Source organism: Micromonospora gifhornensis, assembly GCF_016863515.1.
Lineage (GTDB): Bacteria > Actinomycetota > Actinomycetes > Mycobacteriales > Micromonosporaceae > Micromonospora > Micromonospora gifhornensis.
Map to the genome: position 1 here is coordinate 127,346 of NZ_BOPA01000021.1, position 16,777 is coordinate 144,122.

The window sequence follows — 16,777 nt, forward strand, 5'->3', positions numbered from 1 at the left end:
TCCTATGCGGCGGGGGCGGCGCTGTCCCGGATCACGAGCTCGGTGGCCAGCTCCACCCGAGGGCTCTCCACCTTCTCCCCCTTGGCCAGCCGCAGCACCGTACGCGCGGCCAGCATCCCCATCTCGCTCAGCGGTTGACGCACGGTGGTCAGCGGCGGCGAGCACCAGCGCACCTCCGGCAGGTCGTCGAAGCCGACCACGCTGATGTCGTCCGGGATGCGCAGCCCGCGCTGCCGTACCGCCTCGTAGACGCCCAACGCCATCTGGTCGCTCGACGCGAAGATCGCTGTCGGCGGCTTCGCCAGCCCCAGCAGCCGCCCGCCACCGACGAAGCCGGCCTCGTGGTAGAAGTCGCCGGGGCAGACGAGTGCCTCGTCGAAGGCGATCCCGGCGGATTCCAGGGCGGCCCGGTAGCCGTCCATCCGGGCCCGACTGCACATCAACTGCGGCGGCCCGGCGATGAACCCGATCCGCCGATGCCCCAGACCGATCAGGTACTCGGTGGCACGCAGGCCACCGGCCCAGTTGGCGGCACCGATCGTCGGCGCTTCCTGGGCCGGCAGTCCGTCCGCATCGACGATCACCACGGGCACGTCGAGCCGACGCAACTCGGCCTGCAGCGGCGCCTCGACCATCGAGGTCACGAAGATGACGCCCTCGGTGCCGCGCCGCCGCATGCCGTCGAGCCACTGTTCCGCGGAGGTGTTCTGGCGGTGGATGGCGGAGACCACCGTGCCCACCCCGGCGCTGTGCGCGACGTCCTCGACCCCGCGGATGATCTCCACCGCCCACGGACTGTCCAGGTCGTTGAAAACCAGATCCACCAGCCCCGAACTCGCCCGCATGCTCGGCGGCCGACGCCGGTAACCATGCCGCGACAGCAACTCCTCCACCCGCTGACGCGTCTGCGGAGCCACATCCGAACGACCATTGATCACCCGCGACACCGTCGGCACCGACACCCCGGCCAGATCGGCGATCACGGAGATGGTGACCTTGCGGGTCTCTCTGGCAGCCACTGCACTCCCAACCGGTACGGCGACAGCCCGCGCGGCGACGAGGAGCGGCCGGGACGGGCTGCCGGCTGCCTCCCCTACCCTAGTGCCGAGAAATTCCAGCCGCCTACCGGTAATTGGTGCAATTCACATCGGGCCAACGGTCATCGCACGGCAGCAGTCGGGCTGCTGCCGTGCCTCTCCGGCCAGGTCAGACCTTTGGCGGTGCCGCGCTGTCCCTGATGACGAGTTCGGTGGCCAGTTCCACCCGAGGGCTCTCCACCTTCTCCCCCTTGGCCAGCCGCAGCACCGTACGCGCGGCCAGCATCCCCATCTGGGCCAACGGTTGACGCACCGTCGTCAGCGGCGGCGAGCACCAGCGCACCTCGGGCAGGTCGTCGAAGCCGACCACGCTGATGTCGCCGGGCATCCGCAGCCCGCGCTGCCGTACCGCCTCGTAGACGCCCAACGCCATCTGGTCACTCGACGCGAAGATCGCCGTCGGCGGGTCCGCCAACGCCAGCAACCGTGCCCCGCCCGCGAACCCGGCCTCGTGGTAGAAGTTGCCGGGCTGGATCAGCCGGTCGTCGATCGGCAGTCCGGCGGCTTCCAGGGCGGCCCGGTAGCCGTCCATCCGGGCCCGACTGCACATCAACTGCGGCAGTCCGGCGATGAACCCGATCCGCCGATGCCCCAGACCGATCAGGTACTCGGTGGCACGCAGGCTGCCCGCCCAGTTGGTGGCACCGATGGTCGGCGCGTCCTGGGAGGGGACACCGGCCGGGTCGACGATCACCACGGGAATGTTGAGCCGGCGCAACTCGGCCTGCTGCGGTGGCTCAAGGGTCGAGGTCACGAAGATGACCCCCTCGGTGGACCGGGTCCGGATGTTGTCGAGCCACTGCTTGGCCGACGACGTACGGCGGTGGATGGCGGAGACCACCGTGCCCACCCCGGCGGCGTGCGCGACGTCCTCGACCCCGCGGATGATCTCCACCGCCCACGGACTGTCCAGGTCGTTGAAAACCAGATCCACCAGCCCCGAACTCGCCCGCATGCTCGGCGGCCGACGCCGGTAACCATGCCGCGACAGCAACTCCTCCACCCGCTGACGCGTCTGCGGAGCCACATCCGAACGACCATTGATCACCCGCGACACCGTCGGCACCGACACCCCGGCCAGGCGGGCGATCGCCGCGATGGTCACCGTGCGGTTGTCGTTGGCACCCACGCGGCCCTCCCCCTTGCTCATGTTCCTTGCCGGCCGTCGGCCGACGGACACCACTACTGCTTCTGCGCCACTCGGGTGATGTCCTTGACGATCTGCTCCGGCTTCTTGGAACCGACGATCAGATCGGCGACGCTCTTGTTGATCTGCTCACCGACCGCCGGCGGGAAAGCCTGGTCGAGATAGAGCTGGAACCCGCTGGCGACGGCCAGATGCGCCGCGACCACCTGGTTGTTCGGATCCTTGATCCGGCCGACGGCCGCCAGGTTGGTGGGCAGCACCGCGCCGGTCTCCGCCGCCCAACGCTGATTCTCCGACCGCAGCAGCGACCGCAGGAAATCCACAGTGGCCGGTGGTGCGTTGCGACCGACCGCGAAGCCGTTGCCACCGCCGAAGGCGTCGGTGGCCTCACCCTTGCCACCCTCCACCGTCGGGAAGGTGAAGAAGCCGAGCTGCCCGCCGATGCCGAGCTTGCTGGTCGACGACGACGCCTGGATGGAGGGGGCCCACTGGCCCATCAACTCCATGGCCGCCTCGCCGTTGCCCATCGCCGCGGCCTGCCCGTTCGACGACCCGTACTCGGCGCGCCGGAAGCCAGGCTGGAACGGTTGCAGGTCGATCAGCTGGCGGACGTGTTCGCCGGCCGCCACGAAGTCCGGAGTGTTGAAGTTGCCATCCTCGGCCGCCTGTCGCAACGCACCCAGGCCACCGATCCGCATCGCCAGGTACGCCCAGTAGTAGTGCCCGGGCCACTTGTCCTTGCCGGCCAACGCGATGGGCACGATGCCCGCGGACTTGAGCTTCTGCACCGTGGTCAGCAACTGGGCCCAGGTGGTCGGCGGCGAGGTGATCCCGGCCTCGGCGAAGAGGTCACGGTTGTACCAGAAACCGATCATGCCGATGTCGAACGGGATGCCGTAGATCCGGCCCTCGATGGTGTACGGCTGCAACGCGGCCGGCAGCAGTTGACCGATCCAGGGCGACACCTCCGAGGTGATGTCCTTGACCAGCCCCGCCTCGGCCTGTTCGCGCAGCAGACCACCGCCCCAGGACTGGAACAGGTCCGGCGGCGAGCCCGCCTTGGTGACCTTGGCCAGCTCCGCCTTGAAGACCTCGTTCTCCAGCGGATTGACCTCGATGGTGATCTTGTCGTGCCGGGTGGTGTACAGCCGCGCCATCTCGGCCCACACCGGCAGCATGGGATCGGTGTTCTGGATGTGCCACCAGTTGATCCGTTGTGGACTGGTCGGGCCGCTGGGCTCGTCGTCCGCACAGCCGCCGAGCAGAACCGCGCCGACACCCGCACCAGCCAGGCCGAGCAGCGATCTGCGGGAAACGTGCGTTGTCATGCCTCATCCCTTCAACCCATGTGACGTGCGCGCGCAACACCACAAACGGCGAGAGGCCAGTCGGCAGCCCGAAAGTTTTCAGCCTGATGCCGGTATTTTCGAGGTGATGGCCGGCACGTTACGACGCGTTGACACACGCGGTCAAGAGGGGTGTCGCAAGGAGACGCCAGCCGATACCGTGAGGAAATCCTGGCGTGTCCAACGGCGACTTTTCCGGAAGTACTCCGGGATCAGAGCCTGAAGGAGTCGAACATGTCGACCGAGACCGCAGACGTGACGACCACCCGGTCGATCCGCAATCCCGTGCTCCCAGGCTTTCACCCGGACCCGTCCATTCTGCGGGTCGGCGACGACTACTACCTGGCCACCTCGACCTTCGAGTGGTACCCGGGGGTACGCGTACACCACTCCAGAGACCTCGTCCACTGGCGGGCGCTGGGCGGCATCGTCACCGAACGCCGGCTGCTCGACCTGCGCGGCTGCGGCGACTCCAACGGCATCTGGGCTCCCGACCTCACCTGGCACGACGGCCTGTTCCACCTCGTCTACAGCGACGTGGCCAGCTTCGCCAGCGGCTACTGGGACGCCCAGAACTTCCTCACCACCGCGCCGGCCATCACCGGCCCCTGGTCGGATCCGGTCCGACTGCACTCGCACGGCTTCGACGCCTCACTGTTCCACGACGACGACGGCACGGTGTGGCTGCTGGCCATGAGCGCCGACTGGCGTCCCGGCCGCAACCGCTTCGGCGGCATCGAGATCCAGCAATACGATCCCGACCGCCGGCAACTGGTCGGCCCGACCCGACTCATCTTCACCGGCACCGAGGTCGGCCTGACCGAGGCACCGCACATCTACCGCCACGACGGGTGGTACTGGCTGGTCACCGCCGAGGGCGGGACCAGCTGGGAACACCAGGTCACTGTCGCACGCTCGCGTGAGCTGTTCGGACCGTACGAGGTCGACCCGGCCGGTCCGCTGCTCACCTCGGTGGGCCGACCGGACCTCACCCTGCAGAAGGCCGGCCACGGCAGCCTGGTCCGCACCCAGCACGGCGACTGGTACCTCGCCCACCTGGTCGGCCGCCCCTACACCCCGCTGGGCAACTGCGTCCTCGGCCGGGAAACCGCCCTGCAGAAGGTCGAATGGTCTCCCGGCGGCTGGCCGAGGATCCCCGGCGGCATCCCGGCCGACGAGATCGCCGCCCCCGACCTGCCCGCCCATCCGTGGCCTGCCGAACCGGCCACCGACCACTTCGACGCGCCGGAACTGGCCAGCTGGTGGTCCACCCTGCGCCGGCCCGCCACCGACGACTGGATCGACCTGCGGTCGCGCCCCTCGCACCTGCGCGTCTACGGCGGGCAGTCGCCGGTCGGCAAACAGACCCCGAGCCTGGTGGCGCGGCGGGTCGATGCACCACGCTGCGCGCTGGAGACGGTCGTCGAGTTCGACCCCGGCAACCACCGCCACCTGGCCGGCATCACCGGCTACTACAACACCCAGAACTGGCACTATCTGTACCTGACCCGGGCCGACGACGGGCGGACCGTGCTGGAACTGCTCAGCTGCGACAGCGGACGACGCACCCCGTACCCCGAACTCACCGTCGACACCGGCGGTGCCCGCCGGGTCGGGCTACGGGTGAGGTTCGACGGCCCGGCGCTGCACTTCGCGTACGACCTCGGCGACGGCTGGCGAGAACTGCCCGTCACCCTCGACGCCACCATCCTCTCCGACGAGCACGCAGCCCAGATCGTCGACGGGGAACCCGCCGCCTGGGGCTTCACCGGCGCCCTGCTCGGCCTCTGGGTGCAGGACATCGGCGGCGACGGCCACTACGCCGACTTCGACCACGCCACCTACCACCAAAAGGGCTGACCGATGTCCCCTCACCCCTCACCCCCGATGACCGCGCGGCACAACAGTTCCATGCCGGGCACCCCGGCCTGCCCCGAAGCGACGATCGGCACCGACCGCGTCCTCTGTCTCACCTTCGACGACGGACCGCATCCGGTGCACACCCCACGCCTGCTCGACGTACTCGCCGCCCACGATGTGCCGGCGGTCTTCTTCCTCCAGGGCGACCAGGCCGCCAGCCACCCGGACCTGGTCCGCCGGATCGTCGCCGCCGGCCACGCGCTGGGCAACCACAGCATGCACCACGACGACATGAGCGACTGGACTCCCGGCCGGATCGCCTCCGACCTGCTGGAAACCAACGCGGTCATCCGCCGGGCCGTGCCCTATACGCCACTGCCCTACTTCCGGGCCCCGTACGGCGCCTGGGGTCAGACCCCGACCGTGGCGACCGCGCTGGGGATGCGACCGCTGGGCTGGCAGTTGGCCGTCACCGACTGGGTGCCACCCGGCACCGACGAGTTGGCCCGCCGCCTCACCGAGGGCGTCACCCCCGGCGCGGTGGTGCTGCTGCACGACGGCGGCGGCGGCGACCGCAGCCAGACCGTCGACGCCGTCGACCTCGTCATCCCCCCGCTGCTGGCCGACGGCTGGCGATTCGCCCTGCCCGCATCAGCCGGAGCCTCCGCCGGCAGGTGAACCGACACGTCACGGGTGAGCCTTGATCAGGGTCTGCTCGTCCTGGCTGTCATCTGACGACACCGGGCCGACCGTTGCGCCCTTGACCGCCCGCCAGATCGCGATCGCCGCGGCGATGACGCCGAAGGCCACCGTCAGCACCGCTGCGGCCAGGATGGTGAACTCGGCACCGATGCCGGTGATCAACGGCCCGGCGGTGATGGTGCCCAGCGGTACGGACAGCGTCGCGATCGCGGCGTACGCGGCGAGGACCGGTGCTCTGCCGGCGCCGTCGGTGCTGCGTTGCAGCAACGCCATCGTGGCGGCCGGATACGGGGCCCAGATCAGCCCGCCGATCGCGATGGCGACCAGGGCCACGGCGGTCGGTGCGCCGAGGCCCAGTGGCAGCAGGGCCGCACCCCAGCCGACGACGATGGCGATGATGGTCGGCCACAGCCGCCAACGGCGCAGGTAGCCGGCGACGAATCCGCCGATCAGCGCCCCGGCGCCGAACGCCGTCCAGAATGCGGCGAGGGTGCCGGCGGAGTTGCCGAGCGACTCGGCGACGTGGATCGGCAACGCCACCTGCACGGGCCCGTAGAGGAAGAAGAACCCGAAGGTCAGCGCGGACAGTCCGAGCAACGGTCGATCGCGCCAGATCGCGGCGAAGCCGGCGAGGCTCGATCCCTGCCGCTGCTCGATGGGGGCCCGGGCCGTCCTCGGCACGGCGACCAGGTAGCTGACCGCGAGGACGGCGTACGTGCCGGCGGCGACGCCGATGACGAGCACCGGCCCGGCGGCCGCGATGAGCAGTGCCGCCAGGGCCGGCCCGATCAGGGTCGACGCCTCGCTGAACAGTCCGATGAGCGCGTTGCCCGCCAGCCGGTGCTCGACCGGCAGCAGCTCGGCGATGAGGGTGAACCGGCCCGCCGACCCCCACGAGCGCAGCAGTGCGGAGCATCCGAGCAGCAGCGTGAACCACTTGATGTCGAGGGCTCCGGCGAGGTGGACGACGGGGATCGCCCCGAGCATCACCGCCCGGACGACCGCGTCCCAGGCGGCCAGCTGAGCCCCGCTGCGCCCACTGAGCATCCGGGCGAACAGCACGGTGCCGAGGGCACCCGGCAGGGTGTACGCGGCGACCGCGGCGGCCACCCAGACGCCGGCGTTCGCCCGGGGCGCCAGCTGGATGGCCAGCCAGCTGACCGCCAGCAGCGCCATCCCCTCCCCGAGGTACGACAGCGCGAATCCCGGCAGCAGCCGGCGCAGGATCCGGTGTCGGACCACCGGCCAGTACGGTGACGAACGAACGAAAGCCGGGGTGCCCATGCGGGAAGTCTGGCAGCTCGATCGAGCATTGCGGCCCGGGCTTAGCGCCCGGCAGAACGCGAATCAGCGCCTGCTCATCGACCACACTCCTGGCCGCGGTCCGGATCGCTGGTCAGCCGCGTACGCCGGTGCGACGTGCAGTGAGAGGTGCGAGGAGATGGCGCGGAGGAAATCCGGGGCGTCGAAGATCGCGCCCGCGGAGGCCACGCCGGTGCCCCTGGTCCGGCCCGTGAGGATGCGGTCGACGGCCTCCACCGCGAGGGGTGCGCTGACGGCGTAGATGTCCTGGCCGGTGGCGGCCAGGCGGCGTTCCGTTGCGCCGGAGCGAACGAGGACGTCGACGACGAAGGTCTGCGCGGAACGGCCGCGCTCATCGACGGCGTCCGGCGCCGAAGCGTACGGAGCGGAGAGCTCCGCAGCCGCCTTGGCGGTCATGTAGGTGCGAATCTCCGGGACGGCCAGGTGGCTGGCAATGGTGACGATGTCGGCCATGGTGAACTCCGCGATGACGCTCTGGGAGCCGAGCGGAGCAGGGAAGTCCCACTGCACGGTCGGCAGAGCGTCGTCGTGGTACTCCACCTGTCCGCCGGTGTAGCGGACCCGCCGGCCACCGCGTCGCTGCTGCGACACCACACCCGAGGCGACAGTTCCGCCGGTGGGGCTCCAACTGCTCAGGCCGTAGGCGACGTGCACCTCGTCGGCCGTCGTCCAGTCGCCCATCGCGGTGGTGACCAGCAGGTCACCGAGGCCACCGTAGAAAGCCATCGCCGGCACCACCACGGTGCCCGCGGCGTTGGCGCGCTCCGCGAAGTGCGCGAAGGTGTCGAGGTTCGCCTCGATCTCGGCCGCCACGTCGACGTACGCGATGCCGGCGCGCAGCGCCGCCTCGACAATCGGGGCCGCCGTGGCGGCGAAGGGCCCCGCACAGTTGATCACGGCGGCTGCGCCCTGCAGCGCGCGGTCGAGCGAGGCCGGATCGTCGACCGACGCCTGACGCACCCCGAGCCCCGGGTGGGTCTGCGCAAGCGCCCGCAACTTGTCCTGGTCGCGGCCGAGGAGCAGCGGTACGTATCCACGCTCGCGTAACTCCGCGACCACGAAGCGCCCAGTGTGCCCGTACGCGCCGAACACCGCCACGGTCTGACCTGATCCCACGCTTACTCCCAGGTACTCGAAGTGATCCACTGCGGACAATCCTTTCCCCGTCGACCCACCCGGACCAGTGTCTGAAACGACACGCCTCGTACAATTCCCGACATGAGTTCTGCGCGGCGCTCCGTTGCGCTCGCCGCTACCCACGGGATGCTGCACTTCGAGCTGGGCCTGGCCTACGAAGTCTTCGGCTCCAAGTCGGACGCCGTGCCCGGCCCCTGGTACGACGTCCGGGTGTGTGGCACGGAGACCGTCCGGGTCGGCCGGTTCCTGCTGGAGCCGGACTGCGCGCTCGACCGGCTGGCAGATGCCGGCACCGTGATCGTCCCCGCCCTGGCCGATGTCGACGAGGAGCCACCGGCCGACCTGGTCGAGGCGGTACGTGCGGCCCACGCGTCAGGCGCGCGGGTGGTCTCCCTGTGTACGGGCGTGTTCGTGCTCGCCGCCGCCGGTCTGCTCGACGGGTTGTGCGCGACCACGCACTGGGCCCACACCGAGCAACTGGCCACGCGCTATCCCCTGGTGAAGGTCGACCCGGATGTGCTCTATGTCGACAACGGCAGCGTGCTCACGTCCGCGGGCAAGGCTGCGGCGATGGACCTGTGCCTCCATCTCGTCCGCCGCGACCACGGCTCGGCAGTCGCCAACGTCGTCGCCCGCCGCCTGGTCGTGCCGCCGCACCGGGCCGGTGGCCAGGCCCAGTTCGTCACCACACCGGTACCCGCCCACGACGACCATCCGCTCGCCACGTTGCTCCCCTGGGTGATGCGGCGGCTGGACCAGCCGCTGACCGTGGAGGACCTGGCCCGCCAGGCGAACATGAGCTCGCGCCACCTGGCCCGCCACTTCCACGCGGTAACCGGCACCACCCCGTTGCAGTGGCTGTTGACGCAGCGGATCCGCCGCGCGCAGGAACTGCTGGAGACCACGGACGACAGCGTCGACACCATCGCCTCGACTGCGGGCATGGGCACTGCGACGACCCTGCGCCGCCACTTCCACCGCACCGTCGGCGTACCGCCGGACACCTACCGTCGCACGTTCCGAGGATGAGGTGCGTTTCGAGTGGGCGATACTGGGTTTGAACCAGTGACCTCTTCCGTGTCAAGGAAGCGCGCTCCCACTGCGCCAATCGCCCGTGGTGACCGCCACACCCGATCGGGTGTGGGCGAATCGCGAGCGGACGACGGGATTCGAACCCGCGACCCTCACCTTGGCAAGGTGATGCGCTACCAGCTGCGCTACGTCCGCCTGCCCCGGCACCGCCGGGGACGGGCCAACTGTACCCGATGACAAGATCGCCCGAGCGGCCACCCCACAGTGCGGGTGATTGCGCCGGTCACCGCCGGGGTACAGAGCCCTTCGACAGCACACCGCATCCCCCGGAAAAGGAGGCTGTCATGGGTATCGGCACCAGTATTTTTCTGCTCGCGGTGGGCGCCATCCTCACCTTCGCGCTCAACGCCAGCATCGGCGGTCTGGACCTGGACGTCGTCGGCTGGATTCTGATGGCAGCCGGTGTGGTCGGCCTGATCATGACCACGCTCGTCTGGGGACGCCGGCGTGAGGTCGTCGCCACCACCGAGGAGCCGGTGGAGTACCGCCGGGTCGAGGAGCGTCGGGACGTCGCACCGCCGCTGTGACAAGCGGCCCAACAAGTTGAGCGATCGACGAGCGGTGGCGGCCACCAGGTTGGTGGCCGCCACCGTCGTGTCCGAGCACGGATCGCAGCGCCGCCGGTCAGTGTTGCGCCAACTCCGCGCTGACCGGGGCGTCCCAGTCGATGCGGTAACGCTGTTCGGCGCCGAGGGACCGCTCCGGGTTGAGGAAGGTCCGCAGCGCCAGCGGCATCATGATCCGCATCATCCGCTTCGCGACCGGTCCGGCCGTCTTGGTGGAGGTGGTCTGCCGGCCACGGCGGACCACCTTCTCCACCCGCGGGCGACGCAACCGTTCGTAGGCGGTGAACGCCGCCGGCAGGTCCGGGTGGTCGCGCAGGCAGCGCGCCAACTGTACGGCGCTCTCCACGGCCAGTGACGCGCCCTGGCCGGAACTGGGTGACGGGGCGTGCACCGCGTCGCCGACCAGAACCATCCGGTCGCGGTACCAGCGCGGCACCGACGGCATGCTCTCGATCGACCCGATCGCCACCACGTCGGCGGGCTCGGTGTGGGCGAGCACCTGGTGGGCCGGCACGTCGTCGGCGTACACCTCACGCAGCCGGTGCAGCCACTGGTCCGACGGGGTCTGGTTGGCCTCGGCCCAGGTGGTCGGTCGCGGGTCGGGCACGTTGGCGAACCAGGCCGTCCGGCCGTCCGGCTCGACCCAGTAGCCGAAGAAACCCCGGGCTCCGAAGAGCAGGTACATCGCCTCCGGGTCGGCGTCGGGCACCGCGTACCGGGCGGCGCCGCCGAGGTTGAGCAGCGGCAGCACCTGCGGGTCGGGGGCGGCCGGATCGATCAGGGTACGCACCCGGGAGCGGATGCCGTCGGCACCGATCAGCAGGTCGGCGGTGGCGGTCGAGCCGTCGCCGAACCGGGCCAGCACCCCGTCGGCGGTCGACTCGGCGTCGACGAGACGCTTGCCGTACACGATGGGCACGCCCTGCGCCTCGGCCCGCTCGCGCAGGGCCCGCGCCAGGTCGTCGCGCCACAGACCGACGGTGACCGGCTCCACCGCGACGTGTGGAAGGGTGCCGATCAGCCCGCCGCGACCGTCGGTGATCACCGTCCGGCGCATCGGCAGGCCGACCTCCCGGACGGCCTGTTCGGCGTCGACGGCGCGCAGCGCGGCGAGCCCGTTGGGGGCCAGGGTCAGGGTGACGCCGACGCCTTCGGCGGCCGACGGGTGGCCCTCGTACACGGTGGCTTCGATCCCGGCGCGGCGCAGGGCCATCGCGGTCACCGGTCCGGCGATGCCACCGCCGACGACCAGGGCGGTACGGACAGCTGTCATGTTCGATCCCCCATGGTTTCCTGCCAGGACCTGGCGTAGTCCGGCTGCTTGAGCGACTCGATGAGGTCGGCGACGAAACGCCGCTCCGCCTCCAGCAGGGCGAGGCTGTACTCCTCCTCGACCAGGTAGATCCAGGCGAGACCGTCGGCGCGGGCCTCGGCCACGGTGGTCCGGGTCTCCTCGATCTGTCCGGCCAGCGCCGCCGAGCGACGGCGCAGCACCTCGACTGCCTCGTCGGGCGGCAACAGGCTCAACAGGGACAGCGCGACGGCGAAGTGCGGGTACTCCTGGCGTGGCTGGGCGAGCAGCGTACGCAGCCAGTCGTGCACCTCGTGCCGACCCTCGTCGGTGATCGCGTACACGGTCCGCTCGGGTCGGGCGCTGTCCCGGACGGTTTCCTGTGGTGCGACGAAGCCCGTCACCGCTGTCCGGTGACGGGCTTCGTCGTCGAATTCTTCTGGTGGGCGATACTGGGTTTGAACCAGTGACCTCTTCCGTGTCAAGGAAGCGCGCTCCCACTGCGCCAATCGCCCTTGCTGTTGTCCGAGGTGGGGACGGGATTTGAACCCGCGTACACGGCTTTGCAGGCCGTTGCCTCGCCTCTCGGCCACCCCACCGAGGTTGCCCCCGTCAAGCGTGGCGGCAGCTCCGAGCGGACGACGGGATTCGAACCCGCGACCCTCACCTTGGCAAGGTGATGCGCTACCAGCTGCGCTACGTCCGCGTGCCCCCGGAGCGTTCTCCGGTGACGGATGAGAACTTTAGCCGAGCCATGGAACGGTTGCCAAATCGGGTACCGCCCTCCGGCGAGTCAGGAACGCTCCGCCCCGTCGGAAACCTCCACCGCCGGGCTTCCTAGGAGGATGGGTAGGTGGGCTTGCCGCGCAGGTCGGGAAGGTGAATGCCAAACGAGAAAATTCCCCACGAACAATTGTCTGGTGTCCGACTGTCGCAAGATGGATCTACCGGGCTTTGGTGACAGGCCGTATCCGCTTCGATGGGCTACGGTGACGGACGTGACGAGACGTGCGGCTGAAATCCGCCTGGATGCCCTGCTACGCACCGCGTGTGACGTGATTGCGCAGCGCGGATTGGCGAACACCCGCACGGCGGATGTGGCGCAGGCCGCCGGGGTGAGTCAGGCACTTGTCTTCTACCACTTCGCCACCAAGGAACGCCTGCTCGCGCAGGCGTTCGCCTACGCCGTCGAGCAGGATCTGGCCCGGCTGGACACGATCACACGGTCCAACGCCCCGCCGTTGACCAAACTGCGGCGCATCCTGCGGCTCTACACCCCGACCGGGCGGCCCACCTCCTGGTCGATGTGGATCGACGGCTGGTCGGAGTCACTGCGTACCCCCGAGCTGGAGAAGTTGTCCCGCCGCCTGGACCTGCGCTGGCGGCAGGACCTCGCCGCGGTCATCTCCGACGGCGTACGCGACGGGGTCTTCGAGTGCGCGGACCCGGCCGGCGCGGCGTGGCGGATCAGCGCGGTGATGGACGGCCTGGCGGTGCAACTCGCGGTGCACGAGCGGGTGATCTCCCGCCGGCAGTTCGCCGAATGGGTACGCCTGGTGACCGCCCGGGAACTCGGACTCGACCCGACACAACTGGACTGAGCCCGGGAACCGGTCACCGGCGGCGCTCCTGGCGGCCACAATGACGCCATGGACCTGCTGGAAACGTACCGGCGCAGTGTGGCCGAGTTCGCCGACCGGGTGCCGCTTGTCGCCCCCGGACAATGGTCGGCGCCCACCCCGTGCGCCGACTGGGACGTCCGAACGCTGGTCAACCACGTGGTCGGCGAGGACCGCTGGAGCGTCGCCCTGCTCGCCGGGCGGACCATCGCCGAAGTCGGCGACCGGTACGACGGTGACCAACTCGGCGCGGACCCGGTCGAGGCCGCCCGCGACGCGGCGGCGCAGGCCGAGCTGGCCGCCACCCGCCCCGGGGCGCGGGACGCCACCGTGCACCTGTCGGCCGGCGACACCCCGGCCGAGGAGTACCTGCGTCAACTGATCGCCGAACACCTCGTGCACGGCTGGGACCTCGCCGTGGCGATCGGCGCCGATCCGAAGCTGGACGCCGAGGCCGTCGCCGAGTGCGCCCGCTGGTTCGCCGGGGAGGTCGACGCCTACCGGAGCAACGGCCTGGTCCACGCCGAGGTGGGTGTTCCGGCCGAAGCCGACGAACAGGACCGGCTCATCGCCGCCTTCGGCCGTGACCCCGACTGGGTCCCGTGACGGCCCGGTCGGCCACCGACACCACCGGACGCCCGATCAGCGGGGCACCGTCCGCCATCGCCGTCGGTCCGGCGGCTGTTCCCACTCGCCGGGCGGCCGTTCCCACTCCCCGACCCGACCCGGGCCGACGGTGACGGTCGCGGGCTCGGGCACCTCCGGCTCGCGGGTCAACTGCCGCAGCCGCATGAGCAGGCCGACGCCGAGGAAGAGCAGCAGTCCACCGAGCAGGAAGGCGGCCTCGGTCAGACCGATCCCGGTGCCGGACTGCGAAACCTGGTTGCCGGCCGCCGGCGGATCGGCCGCAGCGCCCGCGTCCGCCTCGTCGGCGGTGTCGACCTCCTCGTCGACCGGATCCACCGTCGGCACCTCGGTCGGCTCGTCGGTCGGGTCAACCGTCGGCACCGAACTCGGTGTCGGCGCCGCCGTGGTGGGTGGCGCCACCGCAGCCCGGCCGATCACCTCGCGCGTCGCCGTCTGGCGCGACAACAGCCGCAGGTTGCGGTCGTACGCCTCGGCGGCCAGGCTCACCCTGCCCTCAGTTGCATCCGCGGCGAACCCGATCCGGTACTGGGCGGTCACCGTACGCCCCCGGCAGAGCGTGCCCGGGTCCAGTTGCCGGTCGGTCAACCGTGCCACGTCACCGTCGATGCGCACCTGCACCGGGAACGAGCCGGTCTCCTCGATCCGGTCCACCCGCACCTGATCGAGGCGCAGCCCCTGCACCGCGAGCACCAGCGACCAGCGGACCTTCAGGCAGCCGCCGGGATCGTCGCGGGACACCACGGCGGACACCGTCGCCGCCTGCCCGCCCGCCGTGAACCGCTCCGGCAGACCGCTGAGCTCGGTGGCGAACGCCGCGTGCGCGGGCGCGGCCATGGCGACGTCCACCCCGGTGAGACAGGCCAGCACCACCCCGATCCGTAGCGTGCTGTGCCACAGCCTCTTCACGATCCGCCCTCCCGTTGGTCGTCTCCATCGGCAACGCTAGGAGCGCCGGAGGCCACCCGGTAGACGGGTGTGTTCGCACGGATGGTGAAGCAAGATGCCCGTTTTCACGTACGGTATTGAACCGCTCACCGCCGACCCGCGACACGCCGGAAAACGCACCGATGGACAATCACCGGATGTCCGCGCTCTCCACCGCCTTCGTCCGGCTGCACGCCCGGCTCGCGCCCGTCGCCTTCGTGCCCGAGGTGCGACTGCATCAGGCCGACGAGCCGATCGGGTTGTGGGAGTTGACCGAGGGCGAGTTCCGCAGCGACCAGCCGCCACCGTTCTGGGCCTTCGCCTGGGCCGGCGGGCAGGGCCTGGCCCGGTACGTCACCGACCATCCGCAGCTGTCCGCCGGCCGCCGGGTGCTCGACCTGGCGTCCGGCTCCGGGCTGGTGGCCATCGCCGCCGCCCGGGTCGGCGCCGCCGCGGTGCGCGCGGTGGAGATCGACCCCCTGGCCGTCGCGGCGATCACCCTCAACGCCGAAGCCAACGGGGTACGCGTCGACGCCGAACTCGCCGACATCCTCGATGGCGACGCCGGCGACGCCGAGGTGATCTTCGCCGGGGACGTCTTCTACAGCGCGGCCATGACCAACCGGGTGCTGCGCTTCCTGCTGCGCGCCGCCCGCGGCGGAGCACAGGTGTTCGTCGGTGACCCCGGCCGGGCCTTCCTGCCCCGGGACCGCTTCGACGAACTCGCCAGCTACGACGTACCGGTCAGCGAGGCGCTGGAGAGCGTACGGGTGAAGCGCACCACCGTGTGGCAGCTCCGCGCGGGACGGCCGGAGACGACCGGCTAGCGTGGCGCGCGTGCTGTTCCGCAGCTGGGAGCAGGCCCCGGCGGTGCACGACGACGCCTGGGCCGGCAGCGGCGTGGCCCGCGTCGTCGATCACGTGGGGGTCGAGCATCTGCTGGTGACCCGGCACGCGCTGGTCCGGCAGGTGCTCACCGACCCGCACACGTACCGGCCCGACAACGCCCTGGACGCGGTGACCCCGATACCGGTAGCCGCACTGCGGATCCTCGCCGCACACCGGTTCCGGCTGCCGCCGACGCTTGCCAACAACGGCGACGCCAGCCATCCGAGCATCCGGGCGCTGGTCGCCGACGCCCTGCACCCGAAGCGGGTGGCCGACCAGCGGGACTGGCTGACCGCGCTGGTCCGCCGGCGGGTGGCGACGCTGACCGCCGAGCTGGACGCGGGCCGACCGGTCGACCTGTACGCCGGGCTCGCCGCCGACCTGCCGTTGCTGGTCCTGGCCCGGCTGGTCGAGCTGCCCGACACCCCGGTCACCGCGGTGAAGAGCTTCGCCCGCGCGGCCCTGGAGCTGTTCTGGGCACCGCTGGACGCCGACCGGCAGCAGCAGCTCGCCGCCGAGGTGGGTCGCTTCCACCGGGTGCTGCGCGAGTTCGCGACCACCGGCGGCGGGCTGGCCGGCGCTCTGCGGGCCGCCGGGCACCCACCCGACGTGGTCGTCGGCGCGCTGTTCTTCCTGCTGGTCGCCGGCCAGGAGACCACGTCCCAGTTCCTCACCCTGCTGATGCACCGACTCGTCGGCGAGCCGGCCGTGCTCGCCGGGCTGCGGGACGGCTCGGTCGCGGTCACCGACGTGGTCGAGGAAGGGCTGCGGCTGGAGCCGCCGATCGTCACCTGGCGGCGGGTCGCCGCCGTGGACACCACGCTGGGCGGGACGGCGGTCTCGGCGGGCACCAGTGTGGTGTTGTGGCTGGTTGGTGCCGGGCGGGACCCGGCGGTGGTGGAGTCACCCGAGGAGTTCCGGCCGGGCCAGCGCGGGTCGCGCCGGCACCTGGCCTTCGGGGCAGGCACACACCGCTGCGTCGGCGACCAGTTGGCCCGGATGGAAGCCGCGACGGTGGTGGCGGAGGTGGCCCCGCTGCTGGCCGAGGTCCGCGTGCTGCGCGCACCCTGGTACCCGGACAACCTCACCTTCCGGATGCCGGACACCTTCCTGGTGGCCCGCTGACCGGCGCGCCGA

At 70.8% G+C, this 16,777-nt stretch carries 16 protein-coding genes and 5 tRNA genes; 8 read left to right on the plus strand and 13 right to left on the minus strand.

Features of this window, described 5'->3' with window-relative positions; all coding sequences use genetic code 11:
- Positions 1–2: 2 nt before the first annotated feature.
- The 3 genes from Vgi01_RS16325 to Vgi01_RS16335 form a co-directional block, all read right to left on the minus strand.
- Positions 3–1,019: a LacI family DNA-binding transcriptional regulator gene (locus Vgi01_RS16325; protein WP_102657980.1), complete on the minus strand. Its 1,017-nt coding sequence runs from the start codon at positions 1,017–1,019 to the stop codon at positions 3–5.
- Between the two features lie 187 nt (positions 1,020–1,206).
- Positions 1,207–2,226, minus strand: coding sequence for a LacI family DNA-binding transcriptional regulator (locus Vgi01_RS16330; RefSeq protein WP_126712248.1), 1,020 nt, complete (start codon positions 2,224–2,226; stop codon positions 1,207–1,209).
- A gap of 53 nt (positions 2,227–2,279) precedes the next feature.
- Entirely contained in the window at positions 2,280–3,572 is a 1,293-nt protein-coding gene (locus Vgi01_RS16335; RefSeq protein ID WP_204291566.1) for an extracellular solute-binding protein, read from the minus strand.
- A 252-nt stretch (positions 3,573–3,824) separates the two neighbouring features.
- Here Vgi01_RS16335 and Vgi01_RS16340 point away from each other — a divergent pair, with 252 nt between their 5' ends.
- Positions 3,825–5,450, plus strand: a complete 1,626-nt coding sequence (locus tag Vgi01_RS16340; RefSeq protein ID WP_204291567.1) for a glycoside hydrolase family 43 protein — start codon at positions 3,825–3,827, stop codon at positions 5,448–5,450.
- Between the two features lie 51 nt (positions 5,451–5,501).
- Entirely contained in the window at positions 5,502–6,128 is a 627-nt protein-coding gene (locus Vgi01_RS16345; RefSeq protein ID WP_239089007.1) for a polysaccharide deacetylase family protein, read from the plus strand.
- A gap of 9 nt (positions 6,129–6,137) precedes the next feature.
- Here Vgi01_RS16345 and Vgi01_RS16350 read toward each other — a convergent pair whose 3' ends face one another.
- Together Vgi01_RS16350 and Vgi01_RS16355 are read right to left on the minus strand one after the other, a co-directional pair.
- Positions 6,138–7,394, minus strand: a complete 1,257-nt coding sequence (locus Vgi01_RS16350) for an MFS transporter (protein ID WP_373306971.1) — start codon at positions 7,392–7,394, stop codon at positions 6,138–6,140.
- Between the two features lie 105 nt (positions 7,395–7,499).
- Entirely contained in the window at positions 7,500–8,621 is a 1,122-nt protein-coding gene (locus tag Vgi01_RS16355; RefSeq protein ID WP_239089008.1) for a saccharopine dehydrogenase family protein, read from the minus strand.
- A gap of 72 nt (positions 8,622–8,693) precedes the next feature.
- Between Vgi01_RS16355 and Vgi01_RS16360 the strand changes: the two genes are divergently transcribed.
- A complete protein-coding gene (locus tag Vgi01_RS16360; protein ID WP_204291570.1) occupies positions 8,694–9,641 on the plus strand; it encodes a helix-turn-helix domain-containing protein in 948 nt (315 codons plus the stop codon).
- A 13-nt stretch (positions 9,642–9,654) separates the two neighbouring features.
- Here the strand turns inward: Vgi01_RS16360 and Vgi01_RS16365 are convergent.
- Together Vgi01_RS16365 and Vgi01_RS16370 are read right to left on the minus strand one after the other, a co-directional pair.
- Positions 9,655–9,726 (minus strand) — tRNA-Val (locus Vgi01_RS16365).
- A gap of 40 nt (positions 9,727–9,766) precedes the next feature.
- A tRNA-Gly gene (locus Vgi01_RS16370) sits at positions 9,767–9,839 on the minus strand.
- Positions 9,840–9,988: 149 nt separating this feature from the next.
- On the opposite strand from Vgi01_RS16370, the gene Vgi01_RS16375 reads away from it, so the two are divergent.
- Positions 9,989–10,231: a DUF6458 family protein gene (locus tag Vgi01_RS16375; protein ID WP_013732390.1), complete on the plus strand. Its 243-nt coding sequence runs from the start codon at positions 9,989–9,991 to the stop codon at positions 10,229–10,231.
- A 97-nt stretch (positions 10,232–10,328) separates the two neighbouring features.
- Here the strand turns inward: Vgi01_RS16375 and Vgi01_RS16380 are convergent, their stop codons facing one another.
- From Vgi01_RS16380 to Vgi01_RS16400, 5 genes are all read right to left on the minus strand, one after another.
- Positions 10,329–11,543, minus strand: a complete 1,215-nt coding sequence (locus tag Vgi01_RS16380) for an FAD-dependent monooxygenase (protein ID WP_204291571.1) — start codon at positions 11,541–11,543, stop codon at positions 10,329–10,331.
- The gene (locus Vgi01_RS16385) at positions 11,540–11,965 is read right to left on the minus strand and encodes a PadR family transcriptional regulator (RefSeq protein WP_204291572.1); all 426 of its coding nucleotides are present in this window, start codon (positions 11,963–11,965) and stop codon (positions 11,540–11,542) included. Before Vgi01_RS16385 ends, Vgi01_RS16380 begins: the two co-directional genes overlap by 4 nt.
- A 36-nt stretch (positions 11,966–12,001) precedes the next feature.
- Positions 12,002–12,076, minus strand: a tRNA-Val gene (locus Vgi01_RS16390).
- Positions 12,077–12,089: 13 nt separating this feature from the next.
- A tRNA-Cys gene (locus Vgi01_RS16395) sits at positions 12,090–12,160 on the minus strand.
- Positions 12,161–12,194: 34 nt separating this feature from the next.
- Positions 12,195–12,267 (minus strand) — tRNA-Gly (locus tag Vgi01_RS16400).
- 292 nt (positions 12,268–12,559) lie between these two features.
- On the opposite strand from Vgi01_RS16400, the gene Vgi01_RS16405 reads away from it, so the two are divergent.
- Both Vgi01_RS16405 and Vgi01_RS16410 read left to right on the plus strand, forming a co-directional pair.
- Positions 12,560–13,162 (plus strand): TetR/AcrR family transcriptional regulator, encoded by a 603-nt coding sequence (locus Vgi01_RS16405; RefSeq protein ID WP_204291573.1) that lies wholly within the window; start codon positions 12,560–12,562, stop codon positions 13,160–13,162.
- Positions 13,163–13,210: 48 nt separating this feature from the next.
- Positions 13,211–13,786, plus strand: a complete 576-nt coding sequence (locus tag Vgi01_RS16410) for a TIGR03086 family metal-binding protein (RefSeq protein WP_204291574.1) — start codon at positions 13,211–13,213, stop codon at positions 13,784–13,786.
- A 36-nt stretch (positions 13,787–13,822) separates the two neighbouring features.
- Here Vgi01_RS16410 and Vgi01_RS16415 read toward each other — a convergent pair whose 3' ends face one another.
- Positions 13,823–14,734, minus strand: coding sequence for a hypothetical protein (locus tag Vgi01_RS16415; protein WP_204291575.1), 912 nt, complete (start codon positions 14,732–14,734; stop codon positions 13,823–13,825).
- Positions 14,735–14,910: 176 nt separating this feature from the next.
- Between Vgi01_RS16415 and Vgi01_RS16420 the strand changes: the two genes are divergently transcribed.
- Complete coding sequence (locus Vgi01_RS16420; protein WP_102658042.1) at positions 14,911–15,579, plus strand: class I SAM-dependent methyltransferase; 669 nt, start codon at positions 14,911–14,913, stop codon at positions 15,577–15,579.
- 1 nt (position 15,580) lies between these two features.
- The gene (locus tag Vgi01_RS16425) at positions 15,581–16,765 is read left to right on the plus strand and encodes a cytochrome P450 (protein ID WP_373306966.1); all 1,185 of its coding nucleotides are present in this window, start codon (positions 15,581–15,583) and stop codon (positions 16,763–16,765) included.
- The last annotated feature ends 12 nt before the right edge of the window (positions 16,766–16,777 follow it).